Raw genomic sequence first — 24,956 nt, forward strand, 5'->3', positions numbered from 1 at the left:
ATGTTGAGGCTTCCCGCCTTCCGCTGGCGCCCTCGGCTGATCGTTCTTCGGGCGCGGCGTTTCCTCCGCCAGGATCATGTCCGCCTGTCGATCCTGTCGGTGGCGATCGGTGTGCTGGCGGCGTTCGGCGCCATCCTGTTCCGCGAGGCGATCCAGCTTTTCCAGTCCGGGTTCCTGGGGTTTCGCGGGGAGAGCATCGCAACCCTGCTGCGGGAGCAGCCCTGGTGGCGCACGCTGCTGGCGCCGACCCTGGGCGGTCTGCTGATCGGCCTGCTGATCCGCTACGCCATGCCCGGCGGGCGGGCGCGGGGCGTACCCGATGTAATCGAGGCCAGCGCGCTGCGCGGCGGGCGTATCGATGGCGGATCGGGCCTGCTCAGCGCCGTGCTGTGTTCGATCTCCATCGGCAGCGGGGCCTCGGTTGGCCGGGAAGGGCCGGCGGTGCATCTGGGGGCGACCACCGCAAGCTGGCTGTCGCGCCGTTTCCGGCTTGGCCGGTCCAGCGTGCGCACTCTGCTGGGCTGCGGTGTCGCCTCGGCTGTAGCGGCCTCCTTCAACGCCCCGATGGCCGGCGCCTTCTTCGCGCTGGAGGTGGTGATCGGCCATTATGGCTTGCAGGCCTTCGCGCCTATCGTCATCGCCTCGGTCATCGGCGCCATCGTGACCCGCATTCATTACGGCGATTACCCGGCCTTCTTCATTCCCGGCACGGCGGAAGTCTCGGCGCTGGAATATCCCGCCTTCATCCTGCTGGGTCTGTGCGCGGCGGCGGTCGCCATCATCTTCGTGCGCAGCGTCGATTGGGGGGAATGGGGCGTGCAGCGCTTCCGGGTGCCGAAGCTGGCCGCCATCGTCGCGGCGGGCTTCTCGGTCGGGCTGATCGGCCTGATCCTGCCGGAGGTGATGGGCGTCGGCTACGAGGCGACGGAGCGCGCGATCCAGGCGCAGTACGGCTTCTGGCTGCTGGTGGCGCTGCTGGCGGCGAAGATGGCGGCCACGGCGTTGTCGCTGGGCGGTGGCTTTCCGGGCGGCGTGTTCAGCCCGTCGCTGTTCCTGGGGGCGATGCTGGGCGGCGCCTTCGGCATCGTTGCGGCGATGCCCTTCCCGCAGCATGCGGCGGGGACGGGGGCCTACACGCTGGTCGGCATGGCGGCGGTATCGGGGGCGGTGCTGGGCGCGCCGATTTCCACCGTGCTGATGCTGTTCGAGATGACCGGCGATTACGAGATCACCATCGCGGCAATGGTCGCGGTGGCGGTGTCCAGCCTGGCCACGCGGTCGCTGCTGGGCCACAGCTACTTCACCTGGCAGCTGGCCAAGCGCGGCCTGTCGATCAAGGGCGGGCACGAGGTCGGCGTGCTGCAGGAGATCAGGGTCCGCCGGCTGCTGCGCCGTGATCACGAGGTGGTGGCCCCGGAAGACGACATCGTCGAGGTGCGCAATCACCTGCTGAAGGCGCCGCAGGCCGAACTGTTCGTGGTGAAGGAGGGCCGGCTGATCGGCATTCTGACGCTGGCGGACCTTGGCGCGGCGGCGTTCGACGGCAAGCCCGGCAAGGCGCCGACGGCAGGCGAGGCGATGCGCGCCGACCCACCCTTCCTGACCGCGGACGATACGCTGGAGGCGGCGGTGAAGCTGTTTTCCCAGGTCGAGGAAGGGCTGCTGCCGGTGGTCGAGACCCGGCATGGCCGGCGGCTGGCTGGCTGCCTGCACGAACGGGACGTCATGCGGGCCTATAACCGGGCGCTGATCAAGCTGCGTGCCGAGGAACATGGCGAGCGGGCCGAGAACTGACGCATGAGGCGTCTGCGCACGGAATCGCTTCTCATTCTGCCCGACTCGCTCTAGGGTTTTCGCCTCTTTCAGGCAGTCTGGCAAACGAGGGCAGGATGGGCGCCGAGGCGATCCGACGGAATGACGTGCATATCGCCGAGGCGATTGCGGAGCTTAAGGCGCTGCTGGGCGACCGGCTGTCGATGGCGCCGGCGGTGCTGGAACAGCACGGCAAGGACGAGAGCTATCATCCGGTCATGGCGCCCGATGCGGTCGCCTTCGCGCAATCGACCGAGGAAGTCTCCTCCATCGTGAAGATCTGCGCCGCGCACAAGGTGCCGATGATCCCGTTCGGCACCGGCACCTCGCTGGAGGGCGGTGTGGCGGCGCTGCAGGGCGGCATCACCATCGATGTCAGCCAGATGAACCGCATCCTGGAGGTCAATACGGCCGACATGGATTGCCGCGTTCAGGCCGGGGTGACGCGCAAGCAGCTGAACGAGCATCTGCGCGATACCGGCCTGTTCTTCCCCATTGATCCCGGCGCCGACGCCTCGCTAGGCGGTATGGCGGCGACCCGCGCGTCCGGCACCAACGCGGTGCGCTACGGCACGATGCGCGAGAATGTGCTGTCGCTGACCGTGGTGACGGCGGACGGACGTATCATCAAGACCGCGCGCCGCTCCAAGAAATCCGCTGCCGGCTACGATCTGACGCGCCTGTTCGTCGGCTCCGAGGGCACGCTCGGCATCATTACCGAAGTGGCGGTCCGGCTCTATGGCGTGCCGGAGCAGATATCCTCCGCCGTCTGCGCCTTCCCGGACATGGAGGGTGCCGTGAACAGCGTCATCCTGACCATCCAGTCCGGCATTCCGGTGGCCCGCATCGAGCTGCTGGACGAGGTGCAGATGGGCGCCTGCATCGCCTATTCGAAGCTGGAAGGCTATCAGACCGCGCCAACGCTGTTCTTCGAGTTCCATGGCACCGAGGCGGGCGTGGCCGAGCAGGTGGAGATGGTGAAGGCAATCGCCGCCGATTTCGGCGGTACCGACTTCAAATGGGCGACCAAGTCCGAGGACCGCACGGCGCTGTGGGAGGCGCGGCACAAGGCCTATTACGCGGCGTTGTCGCTGCGCCCCGGCGCGAAAGGCTGGCCGACCGACGTCTGCGTGCCGATCTCGCGCCTTGCCGAATGCATTCTGGAGACCAAGAAGGACATCGCGGCTTCGGGCATGCTGGCACCGCTGGTCGGCCATGTTGGCGATGGCAATTTCCACCTGGTCTATGTGATCGACCCGGATAGCCCGGAAGAGCTGGAGCAGGCCAAGGTGCTGAACGACCGCATGGTCATGCGCGCCCTGGCGATGGAAGGGACCTGCACCGGCGAGCATGGTGTCGGCTATGGCAAGATGGATTTCCTGGTCGCCGAGGCTGGTGAGGCTGTCAGTATCATGCGCCAGATCAAGCTGGCGCTGGACCCCGATAATCTGATGAATCCCGGCAAGATCATCCGGCTCTGAACCCGCGCCACGAAACGGCCATAGGCCGCGGATAAGCTGGAATTTACAAGATTTGCCGGACGCAGGGCGCGTTTTCCGGCGCGATGTTCATAGGAGGCAGGGTGCGTAGGGTTCTGATCGGGCTGGGCGTTGTAGCGGTGTTGCTGCTGGCGGCGGTCTTCCTTGTGCCGTCGCTGGTGGACTGGAACGGGTACAAGCCGCGCATCGCCGAGGCCGTGCGCGAGGCGACCGGCCGCGACCTCGTCATTGAGGGCGATATCGGCCTGTCGATCCTGCCCACGCCCACCCTGTCTGTCGGCGGCGTGCGCCTGCGCAATCTGGAAGGCGCCTCGTCACCCGATCTGGTGCGCGTGAAGGCGCTGGATGTCGAGGTCGCCTTGCGCCCTCTGCTGACCGGTGACATCGAGGTGAAGCGCCTTGTTCTGGTCGAGCCCTTCATTGCGCTGGAGGAACTGCCCGATGGCCGGCGCAGCTGGGACTTCACGGTCCCGCAGCAGGCATCGGATATCCCGGACGAGACGGCGGGCGATTCGGCCTTCACGGGCGATGGTGGAACCAGTGTCACGCTGGACGATGTGCGCATCGAAAATGGCACGCTGCTCTATCGCGCCGCCGACGGGGCAGAGCAGCGCTTCGACAAGCTGTCCCTGTCGCTGAACGCGCAGTCCCTGCAGGGGCCGTATCAGGCGAAGGGGAACCTTGCCTATCAGGGCGTGCCGGCGACGATCGAGGCGTCGGTCGGGCGGATCGGCCTTCCCGGCAAGCCGGCGCCGGTCTTTATGAACCTTGGCCTCGCGGATCGCGGCACGCTGGTCCTGTCGGGCGCGATGCAGGGCGGTGCGGAGCCGCGGCTGACCGGCAAGCTGGAACTGGACTCGCCGGATGTGCTGGCCCTGGCCGCCACGGCTTCCCGTGACGGTGCCGTCCTGCCGCTGCTGCGCCAGACAGGGTCATTGCGCGCCACCCTGTCGGCGACGCCGCAGGCCGTGGCGCTGGACGATATGCGTCTGGCGCTTGGCGAAGCGCAGGCCACCGGCGCGGTTAACATCAGGCTGGAGGGCACGCCCTCGGTCGATGCGGTGCTGGAGGTTGGCCGTTTCGATCTGGACCGGATGATGGCGGCGCAATCCGGCGCCGGGGCTGCGCAGCGCTCCGGTCAGCGCCAGGGGCAGGCTCAGGGGCAAGGCCAGTCTTCTCAGGGCCAGCAGGCCGGTCAGGCCATACCCTTCGCCCTGCCGGCGATCCCGTCCGGCTTCAACCTGACGCTGGATCTGACCGTGGACGCGATCGATTATCGCGGCCGGCTGGTCCGGCAGGTGCGCGGCAATGTCGCGGTACAGGATGGCCGCCTGGCGCTGAACCAGCTGTCGGCACAGCTTCCAGGCGGGGCCGAGGCCAGCCTCTATGGCGTTGCCACCTCCGGGCCCGGCGATACCGGGACACGCTTTGAAGGATCTGCCGAACTGACGGCGACAAGCATGCGCGATCTGGCGGTCTGGTTGCAGCTAGGTCTGCCGGATGTGCCGGCGGAGCGCCTGCGCAGCCTGTCGCTGCAGACCGACCTTGTCGTCGATTCCTCGGAACTGCGCCTGGCCAATCTCGACCTGCGCGTCGATGCCAGCAAGCTGGCCGGCAGCGCCAGCTATCGGTTTGCCGGCAGGCCCTTTGTCGGCCTGTCGCTGTCGCTCGACCGGATCAATCTCGATGGCTACGCCGTGCAGCCGCCCGCCTTGCTGCCCGGCCCCGTCGTGCCGGAACAGATGCCGCGCACCAATAACGAGGCGCCGCCGCCGCCCCTCGAATTCCTGAAGAGCTTCGACGCCGAGGTGAAGCTGACGGTCGGCCATGTCACGCTGCGCGGCCAGCAGCTGCGCGACATCAATCTGGACGCCACCGTGCGCGATGGCGTGGCCTATGTGCGGGAAGCGGCGGTGGCCGATTTCGCCGGCGCGCGTGTCGGTCTCGGCGGCACGCTGACCGCGCGCGAAGGGGCGTCTGCGGGCGATTTGGGCTTCAAGCTGGAGGCGCGCGAGCCCGCCCGCCTCCTGCAGCTGCTGAACGTGCCGACGGTGCCGAACCCGGCGCAGCTTGGCCGGCTGGAACTGTCCGGCCGGCTTGCCGGCACGCCGGAAGCCTTCGACATCGATACCACGCTGACGGCGGCTGGCGGGCAGGTGAAGGTGACCGGCGGCATGGCGCTGGCCCAGTTTCCGCCGAAGATCGACCTGGTTGCGGAAGGCAGCCATCCCGATTTCGGCAAGCTTCTGAAGACGCTGCTGGGGCGCGACCCGGAGGCCGGACCGGCGCTGGAGGATTTCCGGCTCTGGCTGACGGCGAAAAGCGGCGATACCGACGCGATGGCGGTGAACGGGCGGATCGAGGCCGCCGGCGGCATGTTCACCATGGAAGGCGACGTCAATCCCTTCGCGCCCTCGCCGACTTTCGCGCTTGCGCTCGATCTGCGGCACGGCAATGCGGTGCGCTTCCTGCGCATCTTCGCGCCCGACTACCGGCCCGGCGGCACCCGCGACCGGCCGCTGGAAGTCACCGGGCGGCTCGCCGGCAATGCTGCGGCCTTCACGCTGGGCGACCTGAAGCTGCGGGCAGGAACGGTGGAGGCGACGGGCAATGCTGCCGTCTCGCTCTCTGCCGCACGCCCGAAGATCACCGCCAAGCTCGATGCGGGCGAAATCCAGCTCGAACCCTGGCTTCCCGATCCCGCACGCGGCGGTGGCGATGCAAGGCCGGCGGCGCCCGTCCCGCTGCCGGTTTCCGGCGGCGGCTGGTCGGCTGAGCCGTTGCGCCTGACCGCCCTGCGCAGCGTCGATGCGGAGCTGACCGCCACCGCCAGGACCGTCCTCTATGACGCCTACCGGGTGGAGGATGTGCTGGCGCTGGTTGCCCTGCAGGATGGCGTGCTGGATATCAGCAAGATCAACGGCACCATGTTCGGCGGCAGCATCGGCATGAATGGCCGGCTGGTCGCGGCCGATATGCCAACCGTTCGGGCCGAGTTCCAGGTGCGTAACGCCGATCTGCGCGCGGCGACCACCGCCGCCGGCCAGCCGCCGCGTGTGCGGGGGCTGCTGGATTTCGACATGCAGGTGAACGGGCGGGGCCAGAGCGAGGCAGCCATGGTCTCCTCACTGGCCGGCAATGGCCGGTTTGCTGTGCGCGAAGGCGTGGCGGAGGGCTTCGACCTGCAGAGCATCAGTGACCGGCTGGAGGAGCTGAACGATGCGGCGGCCTTCCTGACGCTCGCGCGTGCCGCCTTTGCCGGCGGCGAAACCCCGTTCCAGCGTCTGGATGGCAGCTTCACCATCACCGATGGCGTGGCCCGCACCGAGGATACCCAGCTGGTCGCCAGCGCCGGCGAAGGCAAGGTGACGGGCATCGCCGACCTGCCGCGCCAGCAGGTGGACGCGACGGCGGCCTTCACCCTGACCCGGCACCCCAGCGCGCCGCCCTTCAGCGCCACGATCACCGGACCGCTTGCCGATCCGGCGGTCAATCTGCGCACGCGGGAGCTGGAGGCGTTCCTGGTCCAGCGTGCGGTGGAGCGTGGGCTGATGCGCCTGCTGCCGCCACAGCAGCAGGACAGCAGCGGTACTCAGACCGCACCGGCCTCGCCCGCCACGCCGGCTGACAAGCTGCGCCAGATCATTCCGGAATTGCTGAAGCGCTAGAGATACCCGAACCGGGCGAGGCCGGGCCTGCCGGCCTCTTCCAGCGCGGCCAGGCTGTCGGCGGGCAGGTCGCGCCAGCGCCCATGGCCGGGCCGGTGTGCGACGGCCTGCTGCGCGGCGGCGAGGCTGTCTGCGTCGATAACGGGGTGTAGCTGCCGCAGCAATTCGGCCAGCGCCGGGCTGTCCGGCGCCGTTGCGTCTTCCAGGCGCAGCAAATGGTACCGCTCTCCCAGCAAGGCCTCGCCGCAGGCCAGCGCTTCCAGGTTGGTTTCCGACCAGAAGCGGATCGCGGCCAGCGCCAGCGCGTCCGGCTCGTCGGGTGCCGGATGGCCGTACCGTGCGGCGAAATGTCGGTCGATCTGCTGTCGGTTGTCGGAAAGCGCGATGTCGCGCCCGTCGCGCACGACATGGATGAAGCGCAGGCCGGGCAAGGCCTCGGCCAGGAAGGGCAGAACGAACATCATGCGGGGATTCTTCCAGCCCCACAGGGTCGGCTGGCTGCCTTCCTCCAGGACTTTGGCGGCAACCCCACGCAGCCCGTCGAGACCGGTTGCAACCAGCGCATCCGGCAGGTCTTCCAGCTGGTAGTCGAGACTGCCGGTCTGTTCCAGCACCGGGTTGATGAGGCGGTCCAGCACCGGCGGTGCATGGCGCAGATCGCCGGCATGGTTCACTGTCGTGCCCATGAAGAAGCCGACGGCGACCAGCGCCTCGCGGATGGCTCGTGTGCCGGAACCGCCGGTCGCGCCGATAAGGACAGGGCCCGATGCGGAGGCCGTCATACCGCCAGTTCCGCCGCGCGCAGGCTCTCGTCGCGCACCAGGTCGGTCAGCCGCGCCTTCAGGGCAGAGAATTCAGGCGTGGTGCGGATGTGGTAGTCGCGCGGCCGCGGCAGGTCGATGGGGATTTCTGCCTTGATCGTACCGGGCCGCGCGGTCAGCACGACGACACGGCCGGCCAGGAAGATTGCCTCCTCGATGTCATGGGTGACGAACAGCACGGTCTTGCGGTTGCGCTCCCACACTGCCAGCAGCAGTTCCTGCATCAGGCTGCGGGTCTGCGTGTCGAGCGCGCCGAACGGTTCGTCCAGCAGCATCACGCTGGGGTCGGGCGCCAGCGCGCGGGCCAGGGCGACGCGCTGCTGCATCCCGCCGGACAGCGCCTTCGGATAGTGCCCGGCAAAATTCTCCAGCCCGATCTGGGCCAGCAGTTCGTCGGCCCGCCGCCGGGCGTCGTTGCGGCTGATGCCCTGCTCGATCAGGCCGAAGGCGACATTGTCGCGCACGGTCAGCCAGGGGTAGAGGGCCGGCTGCTGGAACACCATGCCACGCTCCGGTCCCGGCTTCTCGACCGGCTGTCCATCCAGCAGGATGGCCCCGCCATCGGGATGGTCCAGACCGGCCGCCATGCGCAGGAGGGTGGACTTACCGCAGCCCGAGGGGCCGAGCAGCGCCACGAACTCGCCCTCGCCGACGGTAAGATCGACCGGGCGCAGCGCCTCGACCGTGCCGTCGCGTCCGCGAAAGATCCGGCTGACGCCGGCGATCTCAAGCCTGCCCATCGTTACTTGAAATATCAGACCAGGAAATTCAGATAGGAACCGCGCGGGGCGTCCATATCGATCTCGTCGGCCGCCAGCAGGCGCCCCAGCCGGGCAAGCTGCCGGCCAATCTCGGTATCGTCAATGGCGGTACGCAGGATGGAACGGCGCTGCGGTCGTTCGCGCGGGCCTTCCAGCAGGGCGTCCGGGCGCGGCTGCGCGCCCTGGCCGCGCTGAATCCGGTTGCCGGCCTGGCCTGATGCCTGGCCGCCGATGCGGGGGCCGGTAGGGTTGATCGCCATCGCTCTCTCCTTCGCCGCCGGGCGCGACGCTCAAGCGAGATTATGCCTGCAAAAGCCCGGAAATTGAAGGGTCGGCGATTGCAGACCCGGTTTTCGCTGCGCGGCTATCGTCTGTCAGGTGCGCGGGTGTAAGCTGCGGCACGGTTATCCGGAACGGATACCAGAAGGGATGTCATGAATATTCTCGTCGTGCAGAACTATCCCGGCTCGCCGCCCGGCCAGCTTGGCGACAGCATGCTCGCCCGCGGCGCCACCCTGCATGAGGTGCATCCGCTGGCGGGTGAGAAGCTGCCCGCCGGTCACGATCCCTTCGATGGCGCGTTGATCCTCGGCGGGGCGCAAAGTGCCGCCGACGATGCCGGCAACCCCTATTACGCCGAGCTGCTGCCGCTGCTGCGCGGATTCCATGAGGCCGGCAAGCCGCTGCTCGGCATCTGTCTCGGCTCGCAGCTTATGGCCCGGGTTTTCGGCAAGCGGGTCCATCGCCACAGCCATGTCGAGTTCGGCTTCCATCCGCTGTCCCTGACGGAGGCGGGCCGGGCCGACCCGCTGTTCGCCGGCCTGCCGGCCACGCCGCATCTCATGGAGTTTCATGAGGATACGTTCGAGTTGCCGGACGAGGCGGTGCTGCTGATGACGGGTGAGGGCTGCCGCAACCAGGCCTACCGGGTGGGCGAGAGTGCCTATGCCTTTCAGTGCCATATCGAGGTGACGCGCGACATCCTGGACCGCTGGGCGGTCGAGCCGGCCTCGCTTGCCGCCAATGGCGGGGCCGATCCGGTGCAGCGCCTGCAGCGCGAGATGGAGGCGCATCTGGAGGCCTCGCTGGGTTTTGCCGACACGGTCGCCGTCCGTTGGCTGGAGCTTGCGGCGCGGGTGCGGCAACGCGATGGCTTGCGCAAATCCGCGTAATGCGAAACTCTATCCGCAATACGGAACACGGGATACGAGCCGAATGATGGAACGGGTGAGGTCGCTGTTTCGCGCAACGCGCCTGACGAACCGGCGGCGGCATCCCCGCTATCCTGTCAGTGCCAGTGTCGAGATCCTGCATCAGAGCAATGCCGGTCGCGATGCGGAGATCACCGATGTGTCGGCTGGTGGCGCGCTGCTGATCCCGCCCCTGAGCATCGAGCCGGGGCAGGAGATCGAAATCTATCATCCCGGTTCGACGATGCGGGTCAGCGCGCAGGTCATCGCCAACGATGCGGAGGGAACGCGCGTCCGCTTCCTGTCCGAAGGGGCGGGGGCCATTGTCTCGGTCTGGCTGCGCGGGTTGCATGCGCGCCCGGTGGCCGATGGGCAGGCCGGCTGACGGCTGACCGGTCGTTTGCAGGCCAGCTCTTCACAGGAATGTGAATAGTGCCTTTGGCACGAATCCGCGCTTTGTCGCAGAACTGCCCCAAGGGCCTCTTATTTTCGACATGATTAGACATAATATTTAGATTGTAGACGCCAACACAGCCCCTCCGGCGTCTGCGATTAGGCCGCACGGAAACCCCTTCCCCAAGCGGCCATGACCCAAAGCCCCCTCGGGCGGTGCCAATTCCCCGCTGGCACCGCCCGATTTCTTTTTGGGCCCTCCCCGCATCTGGGCAGCCCTGCGGGCGGCGGGCCTTCACACGGGCCGGGCGCAGGGCTATGAAGTCTCCTTCGCTATGCAAGGGAGCCCGCACCACATGTTCACCACCCGCCCGGAAATTCTCGGCACCTTCGGTGTCGTTGCCTCCACCCACTGGCTGGCCAGCGCCACCGGCATGGCGATCCTGGAAAAGGGCGGCAACGCCTTCGACGCCGGCGTGGCGACCGGCTTCGCCCTGCAGGTCGTGGAACCGCATCTGAACGGTCCGGGCGGCGAGGTGCCGATCCTCCTGTATGACCGCAAGGTCGGCGCGATGGAGGTGATCTGCGGCCAGGGCGTCTCTCCCGCCGCTGCCACAATGGACTATTACCGCTCGCTGGGATTCGACCTGGTGCCCGGTACCGGCCTGCTGGCCGCCACCGTGCCTGGCGCCTTCGATGCCTGGATGCTGATGCTGCGCGACCACGGCACGATGACGCTGGAGGAGGTGCTGACCCCTGCCATCGCGATGGCGGAGAATGGCTATCCGGTGGTGCCGAACATCACCAAGACGGTGGATACGGTGCGCGAGCTGTTCGCCACCGAATGGACCACCTCCGCCGCGCTTTATCTGAAGGACGGCAAAGCGCCGCAGCCGGGCAGCATCTTCCGCAATGTGAAGATGGCGGAGATGTACAAGCGCGTGCTGGCCGAGGCGAAGGCCGCCGGCGGCGACCGCGTGAAGCAGATCGAGGCGGCGCGCGCCACCTGGTACAAGGGCTTCGTGGCCGAGGCCATCGAGAAATTCTGCGCCTCGACCGCCGCGATCGACGATTCCGGCCGGCGCAACAAGGGCATCCTGACCGCCGAGGACATGGCGTCCTGGCAGGCGAACAAGGAGAAGCCGACGACTATCGACTATGGCCGCTATACGGTCGGCGTCATTCCGCCCTGGAGCCAGGGGCCGGTGCTGGCGCAGCAGCTGGCCCTCCTGAAGGGCTACGACCTCGACAAGACCGACCCGACCGGCCCGGACTTCCTGCATCTGTTCATCGAGACGATGAAGCTGGCGATGGCCGACCGCGAGGCGTTCTACGCCGATTCGGCGCAGGTCGAGGTGCCGATGGAGGCGCTGCTGTCGGAGCCTTACAACGCCGAACGCCGCAAGCTGATCGGCGATACCGCCTCGAAGGAGCCGCTGCCGGGCAGCGTGCCGGGCCTCACCCGCTGGATGGATACGGAGGCGCACAAGCGCCTGGGCCGCGCGCCGGAATACGCCAAATTCTCCATCGGCGAGCCGACCGTGCGACGCGACGGCAACACTGCGGGCGATACCTGCCATTTCGACATCATCGACCGCTGGGGCAACATGGTTTCCGCCACGCCCAGCGGCGGCTGGCTGCAATCCAGCCCGACCATCCCGGAACTGGGCTTCTGCCTCACCAACCGCATGCAGATGTTCTGGCTGAACGAGCAGTCGGCCGCCGCGCTGGCGCCGAAGCGCCGGCCGCGCACCACGCTGACCGCCAACATGGCGCTGCGCGATGGCGAGCCCTACATGGCCTTCGGCACGCCGGGCGGCGACCAGCAGCCGCAATGGTCCGCGCTGCTGTTCCTGCATCACGCGCATCACGGCATGAACCTGCAGGAATCCATCGACTGCCCGGCGCTGCATGTCGATCATCTGGTGAATTCCTTCTGGCCGCGCGCGGCGAAGTGGAACCATGTCCAGGTCGAGGGCCGGATTCCGGCGGCGACGGTCGAGGAACTGCGCCGGCGCGGGCATGAAGTCACCGTGGGCGGCGACTGGTCGGAAGGCCGGCTGACGGCGGCAGCACAGACGGACGGGCTGGTGAAGGCAGCCGCCAATCCGCGCGGCATGCAGGGTTATGCCGTCGGTCGCTGAGCCGAAATTGCAGGGGTAAAATTGGCGGACAGGGCGGTCGCTAGCGATTGCCTTGCCTGTGCCCTTCGCGGATACTGGCCGTAATCATAATACGGCTATAGCGAGACCATCCGATGGCGGCGACGAGTAATCCCGCGCTTGCCCTGCTTGCGAAGAGCATCGCCGATGTGGTGGGTGCCAACAGCGAGCTGTATCGCGACGTGCTGCGCGCCGTCGAATCGGACGAGTATGTGGACATCATGCTGGCGCAGGCCTCCTTCGACACGCTGTCCGGCGAGATCAAGCGGGAGATATCGGATCGCGTGGACGATCTTGTCGCCCAGTATCTGGCCAAGGGGCAGTCGGTGGAGGAGATGGCGGAAGCACTGGCAGAAGACCTGCCGGACGGCATGGCTTGATAATGCTGAAGCCTGTATCCTGACCCCATGAGCGATGAACTCGGTACCGAGGCTGGCGGCGCGCCGGAAGTAAAGAAGCTTCCGGTCGGCAAGCTGATCCTGCTGATCCTGCTGCCCATTCTGCTGATCGTGGGCGCTGCGGCGGGGCTGTTCCTCACCGGCATGATCGGCGGCAAGAAGACGGCGGCGCCCACCGCTACTCAGGAAGCCCCGCCACCGCCCAAGCTGAGCGGCGGGCACTACACGTCGCTTTCGGATTTCATCCTGACGCTGCGGACCGAAAACGGCGAGCCGAGGGTCGTGATGGTGACGATCAGCCTGCAGCTCAGCAGCCAGGAACAGAACGCCATCGTGAAGGCGGGCGATGCGCGGCTGCGCGATTCCATCAACATGCTGCTGAGCGAGCAGCCGTTGCAGAATTATTCCGACCCGAGCCAGCTGAACAATCTGCGCAGCAAGCTGGCCGAGGAGATCAAGCGGGTCCTGCCGAATCTCAATCTTCTGGGCGTGCACCTGACCCGGGTTCGGGTGCAGTAGCGCTTAGGGCTTCATCCCCCTCAGGGCTTCATCTCATAGGTGATCCACATGCTGCGCGTCGCCTTGCGGTCATAGACGCCGCGTGCCCGGTAGTTATTGTCGGCGGTGATCCAGCGGATGACCGGCCAGCCGCGCTCCGCGGCAATCGCGTTCAGCGCGTCCAGCAGCTTGTCGGCAGCGCCGCTGCCGCGCACATCGGGATCGACGAACAGATCGTCCAGGAAACCGGCATAGGCGCCGCGCAGCGGGCTCGGCATGGCGCGGAAATGGGCGAGGCCAATCACACGACCGGTGGCATCGCGGGCGACCAGCGCCTCCTGCACATGGTCGGCATCGTGCAGCCAGCCCCAGACACGCTCCGCCGTCTTGTCCGTCATCGGCATCTTGTAGAAGGCGGCATAGCCATTATAGAGCCGGCGCCAGTCGGCCTTGTCGCTGTCCTTCAGGCGGTCGATGGTCACGGACATTTCGCATTCTCCCTTGGCTGGAGCAGGCACGCTAGCGCCCGGCAAACACAGGGAAAAGCCCTAGTTTGTCACCGCGACAAAGCGGATGCCCCGGCTGCGCCCGGCATTCAGGGTGAAGCCGGTGATGCGTCCGTCCTTCCGCTGGAAGCGCAGCGCGTCGCGGAATTGCGCACCGAACCAGCCGATCCGCGCGGTCAGCAGGTCGGGACGGGTGGGGTCCAGCGGACAGGGCAGTGCTGGTCCGCGCGGTCCTTCGATGCGCACGGCAAGCCCGTCGCCGGTGCGTTCGATCACCCAGTCGCTCATCAGCTCGGCGCTGCGGTAGCGGCCGGCATAGTCGCCAAGATTTTCAGCACCGGTCGGGCCGGAGGCGACCGGCCGGTAGGTTTCAACGCCGCCATCGACGCGGGTCAGGCGGATGCTGAGGGAAGGCGCCTCCGCGATCTCGGCCGAGACGACGTCATAGCCGCCCTGGAACACTGTATAGGCCGTGCCGCCATCGCTGTTGGCCAGGGTGAAGGGCGTGCCGAAACGGGTGGCCCCCAGCCGGCCCTCGACATCGCTGAGGGTAAGGGCGGCGCCCGACTCCTCATCGACATAGGGGCCGGCTTTCGCCAGCCGGCTGACCAGCGCCGGATCAGGCAGGGCGAGCGGCGGTTCCGGGAAGTCGATTCCGGGCACGAGATCGGCCACCAGCCGCGTGGTTAGATAGGCATTCACCCCCAGCGAATTAGACAGGCAGATGATGCTCAGCCGACGTTCCGGGATATGCAGGATGTTGGAGGTGAAGCCGGGCAGCAGGCCGCTATGCCCAAGTGCGGACAGGCCGCGATAGCGCTCCACCATGAAGCCATAGCCATAACGGGCATGGCCGCCGCCGGTCAGCGGCACCGGATCGGCGAGATGGAGGAGGGGGTCGAGGTCAGGATATGTCCCGCTTCCCCAGATGCCGGTCCAGCGGATCATGTCCTCCAGCGAGGACACCATGCCGCCTTCGCCGCACAGCTCGAAGCCGCTGCCGGTGCGCCACAGCGCGCCCTCGACCGGCGCATAGCCCTGGGCGCGGCGCGGGAAAGGCTCGACATCGAAGGGCAGCAGGGCGGTCGAGGCCATCCCCAGCGGCCTGAAGATGCGGGCATCGAGAAAAGCGCGCAGGCTCATGCCCGACAGCCGCTCGATCAGGATGCTCAGCAGCACATAGCCGGCATTGGAATAGAGATAGGCACTGCCGGGCGGGAAGTTGGTGGCTTCCTGCCGCAGGATGATGGCCAGCATTTCTGCGACACTGCGCCGGTCCATCAGTGTGATGCCGGTCAGGCGGAAGGCCTCCAGCGAATCGCGCAGCCCGCCGGTACTGCTCATCAGATGGCGGATGCGCAGCGGCGCGCCATAATCCGGCAGTTCCGGCAGGTGCCGGCGCACCTCGTCCTCGACCGACAGCTTGCCGTCCCGCGCCAGCAGCAGCACGGCGAGGCAGGTAAACTGCTTGGAGATGGAGGCGATTCGGAACACCGTGTCCGCTGCGTTCGGCACGTCCAGCTCGACATGGGCAAGGCCATAGCCGCGCTGGTGCAGCACTTCGCCGTCCCGGACGATGGCGACGGCGCAGCCGGGCGAGCCCGGCCGCGTCCATCGTTCGAGAAGGGCGTCAACCGCCGCGATCATGACGTGACGCCCTTTCCGGTTTCGGTCTTATTCGTCGAGCAACTGGCCGACCATGCGCAGGCGGGAATTGTCGATATGGCTGCGCATGGCGTTGCGGGCCGCACCGGGATTGCGCTTCTCGATCGCCTTGTAGATTCGGGAATGCTCGGCCCGGACGATATCCATGGGTTCGCTGCGCAGCTTGGAGAGCTGCCGGGCGAGCTTGATGCCGTCGCGTGCCGTGGTGTGCAGCATGTGCAGCGTCTTCACATACAGCGCGTTCTTGGTGGCGGTGGCGATGGCCATGTGGAAGCTGAAATCGGCTTCCGCGCCTTCCTCGTCATCGCCAGTGCCCAGATAATTGTTGAAGAACTCCAGCGCCTTCTCGATGGCGACCAGATCGTCCTTTTCCCGGCGCTTGGCGGCGAGATAGGCGGCCTCGCCCTCCAGCGCCAGCCGCAGCTCGTAGCAGCGCAGCAGCTCGGCCAGCACGCCTGACGGCGCGAGGCGCACCAGCTCCGGCGTCGGCTTCGACATGACATAGGTGCCCGAGCCGCGCCGTGAGGCGATCACATTGTCGGCCCGGAGGCGCGACAGCGCCTCGCGCACCACCGGCCGCGAGACCGAGAAGAGCTGACAGAGCTGCGCCTCGGACGGCAGCTTCTCGCCGACATCCAGCGAGCCGTTCACGATATGCAGCATGATCTGTTCGTAGAGCTGATCGGCCAGCTTGCTCTGGCGGACCGGTGCCACCGCCACGAAATCGATCATGGTGGCGCCGCCGGAAAGAGTGCTGGTCTTACCCGACAGCGAACTGGTCTTGTTCCTCGCCTGTGCAGTTTCCATGCAAATTCCAACCCCTAATTTTTATTTGTATAGCTTGATGACATTAGCCTACCACACTTATAGGTATGGCAGGGAGCGCGGAAGAAAAGCTCCCGGAAAAATAGTGCGGGAAAATAAGATACCATGATTGATAAGAGAGTGGTGACGCTGGCCGAAGCCGTCGCGGGGATCAAGGACGGCTCGACGCTTCTGATCGGCGGATTCGGGTCAGCCGGTGCACCGACCGAACTGATTCATGCCGTTATCGACCAGGGCGCCCGGGATCTGGTTGTGGTCTCCAACAATGCCGGTGTCGGGACCGAGGGGCTGGCGGCGCTGATGGCGGCGCGCCGGGTCCGGCGCATCGTCTGTTCCTATCCGCGCAGCGGCGGTTCGGTCGTGTTCGACGAGCTGTACGCCAAGGGCGAGATCGAGCTGGAACTGCTGCCGCAGGGCACGATCAGCGAGCGGCTGCGCTGCGCGGCGGCGGGCCTCGGCGGCTATTACTCGCCGGTTGGTGTCGGTACCAAGCTGGCCGAGGGCAAGGAACTGCGCGAGATCGACGGCCGCACCTATGTGCTGGAAATGCCGTTGCGCGGCGATGTGGCGTTGATCAATGCGCACCGGGCGGATCGCTGGGGCAACCTGATCTACCGCCTGTCCTCGCGCAATTTCGCGCCCGACATGGCGATGGCGGCGGATTTGACCATCGTGCAGGCGGAAGGTTTCGTCGAACTGGGTGATCTCGACCCGGACAATATCCATACGCCCGGCATCTTCGTTGACCGGGTGGTGAAGGTGGAGAAGAAGGCATGAGCAGCATGACCGAGAGCGTGGCGCGGCTCAGCCGCCGGCAGATTGCCTGGCGCGCGGCACAGGACATCGAGAATGGCTGGTATGTGAATCTCGGCATCGGCCTGCCGACGCTGGCGGCCAGCTATGTGCCGGACGGGCGGGAGATCGTGTTCCACAGTGAGAACGGGTTGCTGGGCGTCGGTGCCTATCCGAAGCCGGGCGAGGAAGACCCGGACCTTATCAATGCCACCAAGGAATATGTGACCCTGGCCAAGGGCGCCTCGGTGTTCAAGCATTCCGATTCCTTCACCATGATCCGCGGCGGCCATCTGGACCTCGCGCTGCTGGGCGCCTTCGAGGTCTCGGTGAAGGGCGACCTCGCCAACTGGACGACAGAAGACCCGAACTTTCCGCCCGGCGTCGGCGGGGCAATGGACCTGGCGGTCGGGGCCAAGCGCATCCGCGTGCTGATGGAACACACCACCCGCAAGGGCGAGCCGAAGATCCGCAAGGCCTGCCAGTATCCGCTGACCGCCTCGTCGGTGGTGAAGCGGCTCTATACCGATCTTGCCGTCATCGATGTGACGGAGGAGGGGCTGCTGGTCGTCGAGATGGCCGAGGGGCTGACGCGTGACGCGCTGCAGGAAGTTACCGAGGCGCCGCTGACCTATGCCGCCACTGTTGGCGTGCTGAAGGCGCCGGCAGTTTCGTAAGCGGCTTTTCCGTCAAAGAAAAAGGCCCGCACCGGTATTCCGGGGCGGGCCTTTTCGTTAGCTGGTGAGGATTACTTGGCGTCTTCGGCCAGGGTCATCTTCACGATCTTGTCCGGGTCTGCCGGCGGCTCGCCGCGCTTGATCTTGTCCACGAACTCCATGCCTTCGACCACCTGGCCCCAGACGGTGTACTGGCCGTTCAGGAAGGGGGCGGGCTTGAAGCAGATGAAGAACTGGCTGTCGCCGCTGTCCGGGTTCTGAGAGCGGGCCATGCCGACAGTGCCGCGCTCGAACGGCGCGCTGTTGAATTCCGCCGGGATCTTCTTGCCGCTGCCGCCCCGGCCGGTGCCGGTGGGGTCGCCGGTCTGGGCCATGAAGCCCTCGATCACGCGGTGAAAGACGATGCCGTCATAGAAGCCGGCGCGGACCAGCTCCTTGATGCGGGCGACGTGCTTGGGCGCGAGGTCGGGCTTCAACTCGATGACGACGCGGCCGTATTCGAGGTCGAGATAGAGCATGTTTTCCATTTTGGCGGCTTCTGATTGGCTGGTTCCCGTGAAGAGGATGCCGAGGGCCATCAGGGCCGCCGCGGCGAGGGTCTTCAGGCGAGTCATGACGATGTCCTGTCCTTGATCCAGCGTTACGGTACGGGTTCGCCGCTCACCTTAAGCGGGTGGGGCCGGAATCGAAAGCCTCAAAGCGCAAGCAACAGGGCGTATCGCTACTGGCGGCGGCGTTCCACCGTCACGCCGACCGAGGCGGCCTGGTCGATGACGTCCAGCTTCTCCACCGTGATCCGCGTGGCCAGCACGCGCCTGTCTTCCAGCCCGTGCCGCGCGATGCGGTCGGCGACGGTCTCGATCAGGTTGACATGGCCCTCGGCCAGGATCGCCTCGATGCTCTTCACCAGCGTGTGATAGCAGAACACGTTTTCCAGCCGGTCCCCGGCCGTGGCGATGGTATCGACGCATTCCAGTTCGAGATTGAGGCGCAGCCGCTGCCGCTTACCCTTCTCGCTCTCATACACGCCGACTTCGGCTTCAAGGACGAGGTCGCGCACGAAGATTCGGTACAATACTGATAATCAAGCATGTCTTGAATGCATGCGGGTAATGACTTTTCAAACGTCGGAATAGCCCTTGGCGCGCGCGGGAACAATGGTCGCCGCTTCGGGCCTGTCCGGCGTCGTCGGCATGCCGCTCTTTGCGACAGAGTCTCTTAAATGCTTGTTAACTTGTTCAGGCTATACAAAGCTTCGAACAGCGCGGCGGAATAAGAAGATGCTTCTGGATATGACCGTTTCCATGCCGATGACACTCCCTCGCAGCGATATGCTGCTCGAAGTTCTCGTTGGGCTGGCCGTGCTCCTGCAGCAGTGCCGCAACCAGAAGCCTGAGATTTCGGCTCTGGTATCCGATATCGAGAAATCCATCGAGCAGCTGCGCACTACGGGCGCCTGAATACGGGCGCCTGATCGCCGCTTCTCTCCGGACGGGTCAGGCCTTGCCGGAGGTGTCGATGCCGCGCTGGCGGCAATAACGCTCCAGCTCTGACAGCACTTTCTGGCGGTTCCGCCCGCCATTGGCCTGGGCCTGCTCCAGCATGGCGACGGCGAGGCTGGGCTTCTGCGGCATGCCCATCTGATGCCGCACCAGCCGCTCGGCGGTTTCCAGCACCTGCGGATCGGCTTTGCTGCGCGCCGCGCGCACCTGCCGCAGGGCGGCTTCCAGCACTTTCGGGTCCTTCGCCATCGGCATCCCATCCTGTATCGCCCGGGCCGCGACCGTGCGGCTGGACCTTTTTCCATTCAGCTTTCATCATACCCCGAGGGTGCCGGGCAGGCCAGTCCGACAGGCCGGCCAGCCGCCCCCCCTGTATGGCGAGTGGCAACTTCATGCTGATGTCCCTGCTGCGAAAGGTCCGCCGACCGGCGCCAGCTGTTGAGCGCCGCAACGGCATCTTCTGCTGCCGCTGCGACCGCCCCGCCGTGGTCAGCTTCGGGCTGGACGAAGCGGGGGCGCAGCGCTTTGCGCGCGGCTATCGCACCTATGTCGCCTCCGGGGAGCGCGAGGTGCTGTTGCCCTTCTGTGCCGACCATTTCGAGGAGGCGGCGCTTTCCTGGCCCGGCCTGATCGCACAGCCGGTGCAGCCGCTGCCGATCCGCTGGCGCGAAGGGGTGGCCGCCATCGCCTGGGTGAAGCACCGGCTGGACGATCCTGCCGTCCGCCGCAAGGCGTTGCGCGGGCTGGCGCGCAAGCTGCGCCCGGCCCGTCCTGCCACAGCCGTGGGGAAAGAGCATGAAGTCATGCTGCGCCGCTTCCTGGCGGAGCGTCGGCGAGACCATCGTTAAGCACCTTCGCTAAACGCCCCTCACTAAACGCATGGCCCTCCAGCGAAAAACCGCTATTCGAGGGGGGCATGGCTATGATACATGCATATCAGTTTTAACAGCTGAACGAGTCCGGCCATGACGGCTGACCTGCGACGACGACGTACGACCTGCCCGACCGCGTTTGCGGCCGGCGCAGCCGCGTCGCCTGGTCACCGCCGGAGGGCCCGTCTGTAGGCATCCCTCCGCCCGGAGCAGGCGATGCGGTCCACTGACTGACCGACACCCTGATTCCGGGATTTTTTAGAGATGCAGATCGTTCACGAGCGGCCGGGCGACGCCGCGCTAATCGACGCCCTTCTGGATACCGCCTTCGGTCCGGGCCGGACCACCAAGACCGTGTACAAGCTGCGCGAGGGCGTGCCGCACGACCCGTCGCTGGCCTTTGTCGCGCTGGAGGACGGGCAGCTGCGCGGCTCCATCCGTTATTGGCCGCTGCTGCTGGGCGAGGCGCGCGTGCTGTCCGTCATGCTCGGCCCGCTGGCGGTCGATCCGGCCTATAAGGGGCAGGGCTATGGCAAGGCGCTGATGCGCCATTCGCTGGCCCATGCCGCCAGCCTCGGCCATCGCTCGGTGATCCTGGTCGGCGACCCGGAATATTACAATCCGTTCGGCTTCACGCGAGAGAAAGCGCTGGGCCTGCAACTGCCCGGCCCGGTCGAGGAGCGGCGGTTCCTGGGGCTGGAGCTGGTGCCGGGCGCGCTGGACGGCGTGACGGGCATGATCCATCCGGCGCTGCCGGCGGCCCCGCAGATCCGGAGGGGTGTTCGCCGGTACGCTGCGTAACCGTGCCGGGTGATAGCGGCCATGCCGAAACGGGTGGCTGGCGCCGCTTGACCGGACCGATTGGACCGGCAAGCATGGGGCCAGCCAACCAAACGCCACCAACCATACACAGGGCAGGGACGCACCATGGCGGTTATCAGCTACCTCACCAAGATCCAGTTCGACTTCGGCGCCATCAAGCTGCTGGCGGACGAGATGAAGGCGCTCGGCATAAAGCGGCCGCTTATCGTCACCGACAAGGGGCTGGTGAAGACCGGCATCCTGGATACGATCCGCGCCAACATCCCGAACGAGTTCGACGTCTCGGTGTTCGACGGCACGCCGGAAAACCCGACCGAGGCGGCGACCTGGGAGGCGCTGAACATCTACAAGGAGAATGGCTGCGACGGCATCATCGCGGTCGGCGGCGGTTCCTCCATGGACCTGGCCAAGGGTGTGCGCCTGCTGGCGACGCATGAGGGGCCGCTGTCGCAATATGCGATGGTGGAAGGCGGCGTTGCCCGCATCCGCCCGGACGTCTCCAAGCTGATCGCGGTCGCCACCACCTCGGGCACCGGCTCCGAGGTCGGGCGCGGCGCCGTCATCGTGCTGGAGGATGGCCGCAAGCTCGCCCTCGTCAGCCCCTATCTGATCCCCAATGTGGCGATCAACGATCCGGAGCTGACGCTCGGCCTGCCGCCCGTGCTGACCGCCGGCACCGGCATGGACGCGATCACCCACTGCATCGAGACCTTCCTGTCGCTGGCGGTGAACCCGCCGGCCGACGGCATCTCGCTGGAAGGGCTGCGGCTTGCCAGCCGCTCCATCGAGACGGCGGTGAAGGACGGCTCCAACCGGCAGGCGCGCTGGGACATGATGATGGGCTCGATGATGGGCGCCATGAGCTTCCAGAAGGGGCTGGGCGCGGTGCATGCGCTGTCGCACCCGCTGGGCGCGGTGAAGGGCCTGCGCCTGCACCACGGCACGCTGAACGCGGTGTTCCTGCCCGCCGTGCTGCGCTTCAACAAGTCTGTGGTCGGCGACAAGTATCCGCGCGTCGCCCAGGCGATGGGCCTGCCGGAGAACACCGATATCGCCGACGCGATCTCGAAGCTGAACGCGAAGATCGGCATTCCCGCCAGCTTGCGCGAGATGGGCGTGACCGACGATGTGCTGGACGGCATCGCCGTCGCCGCCACCAAGGACCATGCGCACCCGACCAACCCGCGCACGCCGACCGTTGCGGAATACCGCAAGCTGCTCGACGAGGCGATGGCCGGCAACTGAGGAGGGCGGTCTCCAACTCACCATGTCATTCCCGGCCCCAAGCCCCATTGGGTGCCGGGAATCCAGGGTTCAGCCTGCTCGACCGACATCCAGCAAGCGGAAGCCTGGACCCCCGCAATAAATGCGGGGGTGACGGCCAGAGTAGTTGCCCCCATCCAGACAAACAAAAAGGCCGCGTCCCGGGACGCGGCCTTTTCCGTGACGTATGTCCAGCCGGACTAGATCAGCTTCGCGATGGCGCCGGCCGTATCCAGCATGCGGTTGGAGAAGCCCCATTCATTGTCGTACCAGCTCATCACGCGGACCAGCTTCTTGTCGATCACCTTGGTCTCGCCGAGATCGACGGTGGAGCTGTTCGGGCAATGGTTGAAGTCGATGGAGACCAGCTTCTCGGTGTTGGTCGCCAGGATGCCCTTCAGCTTGCCGTCGGCGGCCGCGCTGATCGCCTTGTTCACTTCCTCAACAGTGGTCTCGCGCTTGGCGATGAACTTGAAGTCGATGACAGAGACATTGGCGGTCGGCACGCGGATCGAGGTGCCGTCCAGCTTGCCGGCCAGCTCCGGCAGCACCAGGCCGACGGCCTTGGCCGCACCGGTCGAGGTCGGGATCATCGACATCGCCGCGGCGCGGGCGCGGTGCAGGTCCTTGTGCAGCGTATCGACCGTGTTCTGGTCGCCGGTATAGGCATGCACCGTGGTCATGAAGCCGGATTCGACGCCGATCGCCTCATGCATCACCGCCGCGACCGGAGCCAGGCAGTTGGTGGTGCAGGACGCGTTGGAGACGATGACATGGTCCTTGGTCAGCTTGTCGTGGTTCACGCCATAGACGACCGTGATGTCGGCACCGGTGGCCGGGGCGGAGATCAGCACCCGCTTGGCGCCGGCCGTCAGGTGCATCGAGGCCTTCTCCTTGTCGGTGAAGATGCCGGTGCACTCGAAGGCGATATCGACGCCAAGGTCCTTCCACGGCAGCTTCGACGGGTCGCGCTCGGCGGTCACCTTGATCTTGCCAGTGCCGAGATCCATCCAGTCCTCGCCGGTGGTCACGGTGCCGGGGAAGCGGCCATGCACCGAATCGTAGCGCAGGAGATGCGCATTCGCTTCGACCGGGCCCAGATCGTTGATCGCCACGACCTGCAGGTCCTTGCGGCCGCTTTCATGCAGGGCGCGAAGCACCAGGCGGCCGATGCGCCCGAAACCGTTGATTGCCACACGAGTAGCCATTTATTCCTCCAAAACGCGAACGGGTAGGGGTTCGTCTTCTAGATACGGGCTTTCGCCGCTGCGACAACCGCTTCCGCGGTAATGCCGAAATGCTTGTACAGCTGGGGTGCCGGGGCGGAGGCGCCGAAGCCGGTCATGCCGATGAAGCAACCCTTCTCGCCCAGATAACGTTCCCAGCCGAAGCCGATGGCGGCCTCGACCGCGATGCGCGGGCACTCGCCCAGCACCTGCTTGCGGTAGGCCTCATCCTGCTGGTCAAACAGCTCGCAGCACGGCATGGAGACGACGGCGGCAGCGATGCCGTCAGCCTTCAGCGCGTCGCGGGCGGCCAGCGCGATCTCCACCTCGGAGCCGGTGGCGATCAGCGTCACCTGACGCTTGCCTTCGGCCTCGGCCAGCACATAGCCGCCCTTGGCCGACAGGTTCTCCGCGGTGTGCGTGGTGCGCACGGTCGGCAGGCCCTGGCGGGTCAGGCTGATGACCGAGGGCGTGCCCTCGCTCTGCAGCGCGATCTGCCAGCACTCGGCGGTTTCCACCGTGTCGGCCGGGCGGAATACATAGAGGTTCGGCATGGCGCGCAGCGCGGCCAGATGCTCGACTGGCTGATGCGTCGGGCCGTCCTCGCCGAGGCCGATGGAATCATGCGTCATGATGTAGATGACGCGCAGCCCCATCAGCGCCGACAGGCGGATCGCCGGGCGGCAGTAATCGGTGAACACCATGAAGGTGCCGCCGAACGGGATCACGCCGCCATGCAGCGCCAGGCCGTTCATCGCCGCGGCCATGCCATGCTCGCGGATGCCGTAATGGATATAGCTGCCGGCATAGTCGCCGACCTTGATGATGGCGGCTTCCTTGGCCTTGGTGTTGTTCGAGCCGGTCAGGTCGGCGGAACCGCCGATCAGTTCCGGCAGCACCGGGGCCAGCGCGTCGATCACATGCTGCGAGGACATGCGGGTCGCGACCTTCGGCTTCTGCTCGGCGGTCTGCTTCTTGAAGGCTTCCACCGCCTGCTCGAAGCCGGCGGGCAGGCGCCCGGCCAGCACGCGCTCCAGCTCCTCGCGCTTCTCGCTGCCCAGCTCGTCCACGCGCTCCTGCCAACCCTTGTGGGCGGCGGCGCCCTGCTGGCCGATGGCGCGCCAGGCGGTCAGGATGTCCTCGGGAATCTCGAAGGGCGGATGGTTCCAGCCCAGCGCCGCACGGGTGCCCTCGATCTCCTCCGCGCCCAGCGGTGAGCCGTGGGTGGAAGCGCTGCCCTGCTTCTTCGGCGCGCCATAGCCGATGATCGTCTTGCAGGCGATCAGCGACGGCGTGTCGGTCTTGCGCGCCTTGGCGATGGCGGCCTCAATGGCGGCCGGGTCGTGGCCGTCAATGGCCTGCACGTCCCAGCCGGCGGCCTTGAAGCGGCCCTGCTGGTCCTCCGAGGTGGTCAGGCTGGTCGGCCCGTCGATGGAAATGCCGTTATCGTCGAACAGCACGATCAGCTTGCCGAGCTTCAGATGCCCGGCCAGCGTGATCGCCTCCTGGCTGATGCCCTCCATCAGGCAGCCATCGCCGGCGATGACATAGGTGTAGTGATCGCCGATGGGGTCGCCGAAGCGGGCATTCAGGATGCGCTCGCC

25 protein-coding genes are annotated in these 24,956 nt (G+C 66.5%); 14 read left to right on the forward strand and 11 right to left on the reverse strand.

All coding sequences use genetic code 11. The features are described from left to right. From MK313_RS11735 to MK313_RS11745, 3 genes are all read left to right on the forward strand, one after another. A complete protein-coding gene (locus MK313_RS11735) occupies positions 1–1,794 on the forward strand; it encodes a chloride channel protein (protein ID WP_287781769.1) in 1,794 nt (597 codons plus the stop codon). Positions 1,795–1,889: 95 nt separating this feature from the next. Next, positions 1,890–3,293, forward strand: coding sequence for an FAD-binding oxidoreductase (locus tag MK313_RS11740; protein WP_287781771.1), 1,404 nt, complete (start codon positions 1,890–1,892; stop codon positions 3,291–3,293). Positions 3,294–3,394: 101 nt separating this feature from the next. Beyond that, positions 3,395–6,979, forward strand: a complete 3,585-nt coding sequence (locus MK313_RS11745) for an AsmA family protein (protein WP_287781773.1) — start codon at positions 3,395–3,397, stop codon at positions 6,977–6,979. Here MK313_RS11745 and MK313_RS11750 read toward each other — a convergent pair. The 3 genes from MK313_RS11750 to MK313_RS11760 are packed head-to-tail and all read right to left on the reverse strand — an operon-like array spanning position 6,976 to position 8,821. Further along, positions 6,976–7,761 (reverse strand): sulfotransferase, encoded by a 786-nt coding sequence (locus tag MK313_RS11750; RefSeq protein ID WP_287781775.1) that lies wholly within the window; start codon positions 7,759–7,761, stop codon positions 6,976–6,978. The genes MK313_RS11745 and MK313_RS11750 overlap by 4 nt on opposite strands. Then, positions 7,758–8,540 (reverse strand): ABC transporter ATP-binding protein, encoded by a 783-nt coding sequence (locus MK313_RS11755; RefSeq protein ID WP_287781777.1) that lies wholly within the window; start codon positions 8,538–8,540, stop codon positions 7,758–7,760. The genes MK313_RS11750 and MK313_RS11755 overlap by 4 nt, the downstream gene beginning before the upstream one ends. 14 nt (positions 8,541–8,554) lie before the next feature. After that, complete coding sequence (locus MK313_RS11760; protein ID WP_008943864.1) at positions 8,555–8,821, reverse strand: hypothetical protein; 267 nt, start codon at positions 8,819–8,821, stop codon at positions 8,555–8,557. Positions 8,822–8,995: 174 nt separating this feature from the next. On the opposite strand from MK313_RS11760, the gene MK313_RS11765 reads away from it, so the two are divergent. The 5 genes from MK313_RS11765 (at position 8,996) to fliL (ending at position 13,223) form a co-directional block, all read left to right on the forward strand. Beyond that, positions 8,996–9,733 carry a type 1 glutamine amidotransferase gene (locus tag MK313_RS11765; protein ID WP_287781779.1) on the forward strand — a complete coding sequence of 246 codons (738 nt, stop codon included), beginning with the start codon at positions 8,996–8,998 and terminating at the stop codon, positions 9,731–9,733. 43 nt (positions 9,734–9,776) lie between these two features. Next, entirely contained in the window at positions 9,777–10,136 is a 360-nt protein-coding gene (locus MK313_RS11770) for a PilZ domain-containing protein (RefSeq protein WP_183078026.1), read from the forward strand. A gap of 364 nt (positions 10,137–10,500) precedes the next feature. Then, positions 10,501–12,288, forward strand: a complete 1,788-nt coding sequence (locus MK313_RS11775; protein ID WP_287781781.1) for a gamma-glutamyltransferase family protein — start codon at positions 10,501–10,503, stop codon at positions 12,286–12,288. A 113-nt stretch (positions 12,289–12,401) separates the two neighbouring features. Further along, complete coding sequence (locus tag MK313_RS11780; protein ID WP_008943868.1) at positions 12,402–12,686, forward strand: hypothetical protein; 285 nt, start codon at positions 12,402–12,404, stop codon at positions 12,684–12,686. Between the two features lie 27 nt (positions 12,687–12,713). Next, positions 12,714–13,223, forward strand: coding sequence for a flagellar basal body-associated protein FliL (fliL, locus tag MK313_RS11785; RefSeq protein WP_008943869.1), 510 nt, complete (start codon positions 12,714–12,716; stop codon positions 13,221–13,223). A gap of 20 nt (positions 13,224–13,243) precedes the next feature. On the opposite strand, the gene MK313_RS11790 is transcribed toward fliL, so the two are convergent. From MK313_RS11790 to MK313_RS11800, 3 genes are read right to left on the reverse strand one after another with little or no spacing between them, the layout of a single operon-like run. Beyond that, a complete protein-coding gene (locus MK313_RS11790) occupies positions 13,244–13,690 on the reverse strand; it encodes a GNAT family N-acetyltransferase (protein WP_121221931.1) in 447 nt (148 codons plus the stop codon). Positions 13,691–13,750: 60 nt separating this feature from the next. Further along, positions 13,751–15,355 carry a serine hydrolase domain-containing protein gene (locus MK313_RS11795; RefSeq protein ID WP_287781782.1) on the reverse strand — a complete coding sequence of 535 codons (1,605 nt, stop codon included), beginning with the start codon at positions 15,353–15,355 and terminating at the stop codon, positions 13,751–13,753. Positions 15,356–15,382: 27 nt separating this feature from the next. Then, positions 15,383–16,180 (reverse strand): FadR/GntR family transcriptional regulator, encoded by a 798-nt coding sequence (locus MK313_RS11800; RefSeq protein WP_008943872.1) that lies wholly within the window; start codon positions 16,178–16,180, stop codon positions 15,383–15,385. Between the two features lie 123 nt (positions 16,181–16,303). On the opposite strand from MK313_RS11800, the gene MK313_RS11805 reads away from it, so the two are divergent. Together MK313_RS11805 and MK313_RS11810 are read left to right on the forward strand one after the other, a co-directional pair. Next, entirely contained in the window at positions 16,304–16,975 is a 672-nt protein-coding gene (locus tag MK313_RS11805) for a 3-oxoacid CoA-transferase subunit A (protein ID WP_287781783.1), read from the forward strand. Continuing rightward, positions 16,972–17,667: a 3-oxoacid CoA-transferase subunit B gene (locus MK313_RS11810; protein WP_287781784.1), complete on the forward strand. Its 696-nt coding sequence runs from the start codon at positions 16,972–16,974 to the stop codon at positions 17,665–17,667. Before MK313_RS11805 ends, MK313_RS11810 begins: the two co-directional genes overlap by 4 nt. 71 nt (positions 17,668–17,738) lie before the next feature. Here the strand turns inward: MK313_RS11810 and MK313_RS11815 are convergent, their stop codons facing one another. Both MK313_RS11815 and MK313_RS11820 read right to left on the reverse strand, forming a co-directional pair. Further along, positions 17,739–18,281: a peptidylprolyl isomerase gene (locus tag MK313_RS11815; protein ID WP_040706742.1), complete on the reverse strand. Its 543-nt coding sequence runs from the start codon at positions 18,279–18,281 to the stop codon at positions 17,739–17,741. A gap of 107 nt (positions 18,282–18,388) precedes the next feature. Then, complete coding sequence (locus tag MK313_RS11820) at positions 18,389–18,727, reverse strand: dihydroneopterin aldolase (protein WP_287781785.1); 339 nt, start codon at positions 18,725–18,727, stop codon at positions 18,389–18,391. A gap of 220 nt (positions 18,728–18,947) precedes the next feature. On the opposite strand from MK313_RS11820, the gene MK313_RS11825 reads away from it, so the two are divergent. Next, a complete protein-coding gene (locus tag MK313_RS11825; RefSeq protein WP_040706746.1) occupies positions 18,948–19,127 on the forward strand; it encodes a hypothetical protein in 180 nt (59 codons plus the stop codon). 36 nt (positions 19,128–19,163) lie between these two features. Here MK313_RS11825 and MK313_RS11830 read toward each other — a convergent pair whose 3' ends face one another. Further along, complete coding sequence (locus tag MK313_RS11830; protein WP_008943877.1) at positions 19,164–19,424, reverse strand: hypothetical protein; 261 nt, start codon at positions 19,422–19,424, stop codon at positions 19,164–19,166. A 143-nt stretch (positions 19,425–19,567) separates the two neighbouring features. Here MK313_RS11830 and MK313_RS11835 point away from each other — a divergent pair, with 143 nt between their 5' ends. The 3 genes from MK313_RS11835 to MK313_RS11845 all read left to right on the forward strand — a co-directional run bounded on the left by MK313_RS11835 (position 19,568) and on the right by MK313_RS11845 (position 22,108). After that, on the forward strand, positions 19,568–20,017 hold the full coding sequence (locus tag MK313_RS11835; RefSeq protein ID WP_287781786.1) for a hypothetical protein: 450 nt from the start codon (positions 19,568–19,570) through the stop codon (positions 20,015–20,017). A 288-nt stretch (positions 20,018–20,305) separates the two neighbouring features. Next, complete coding sequence (locus MK313_RS11840) at positions 20,306–20,842, forward strand: GNAT family N-acetyltransferase (protein ID WP_287781787.1); 537 nt, start codon at positions 20,306–20,308, stop codon at positions 20,840–20,842. Positions 20,843–20,968: 126 nt separating this feature from the next. Next, positions 20,969–22,108 (forward strand): iron-containing alcohol dehydrogenase, encoded by a 1,140-nt coding sequence (locus tag MK313_RS11845; protein WP_287781788.1) that lies wholly within the window; start codon positions 20,969–20,971, stop codon positions 22,106–22,108. Between the two features lie 218 nt (positions 22,109–22,326). On the opposite strand, the gene gap is transcribed toward MK313_RS11845, so the two are convergent. After that, positions 22,327–23,334: a type I glyceraldehyde-3-phosphate dehydrogenase gene (gap, locus tag MK313_RS11850; RefSeq protein ID WP_287781789.1), complete on the reverse strand. Its 1,008-nt coding sequence runs from the start codon at positions 23,332–23,334 to the stop codon at positions 22,327–22,329. A gap of 38 nt (positions 23,335–23,372) precedes the next feature. Continuing rightward, a partial coding sequence (locus tag MK313_RS11855) for a transketolase family protein (protein ID WP_287781790.1) occupies positions 23,373–24,956 on the reverse strand: 1,584 nt, incomplete at its 5' end.

Source organism: Oceanibaculum sp., from assembly GCF_022449305.1.
In the GTDB taxonomy this organism is placed as follows: domain Bacteria; phylum Pseudomonadota; class Alphaproteobacteria; order Oceanibaculales; family Oceanibaculaceae; genus Oceanibaculum; species Oceanibaculum indicum.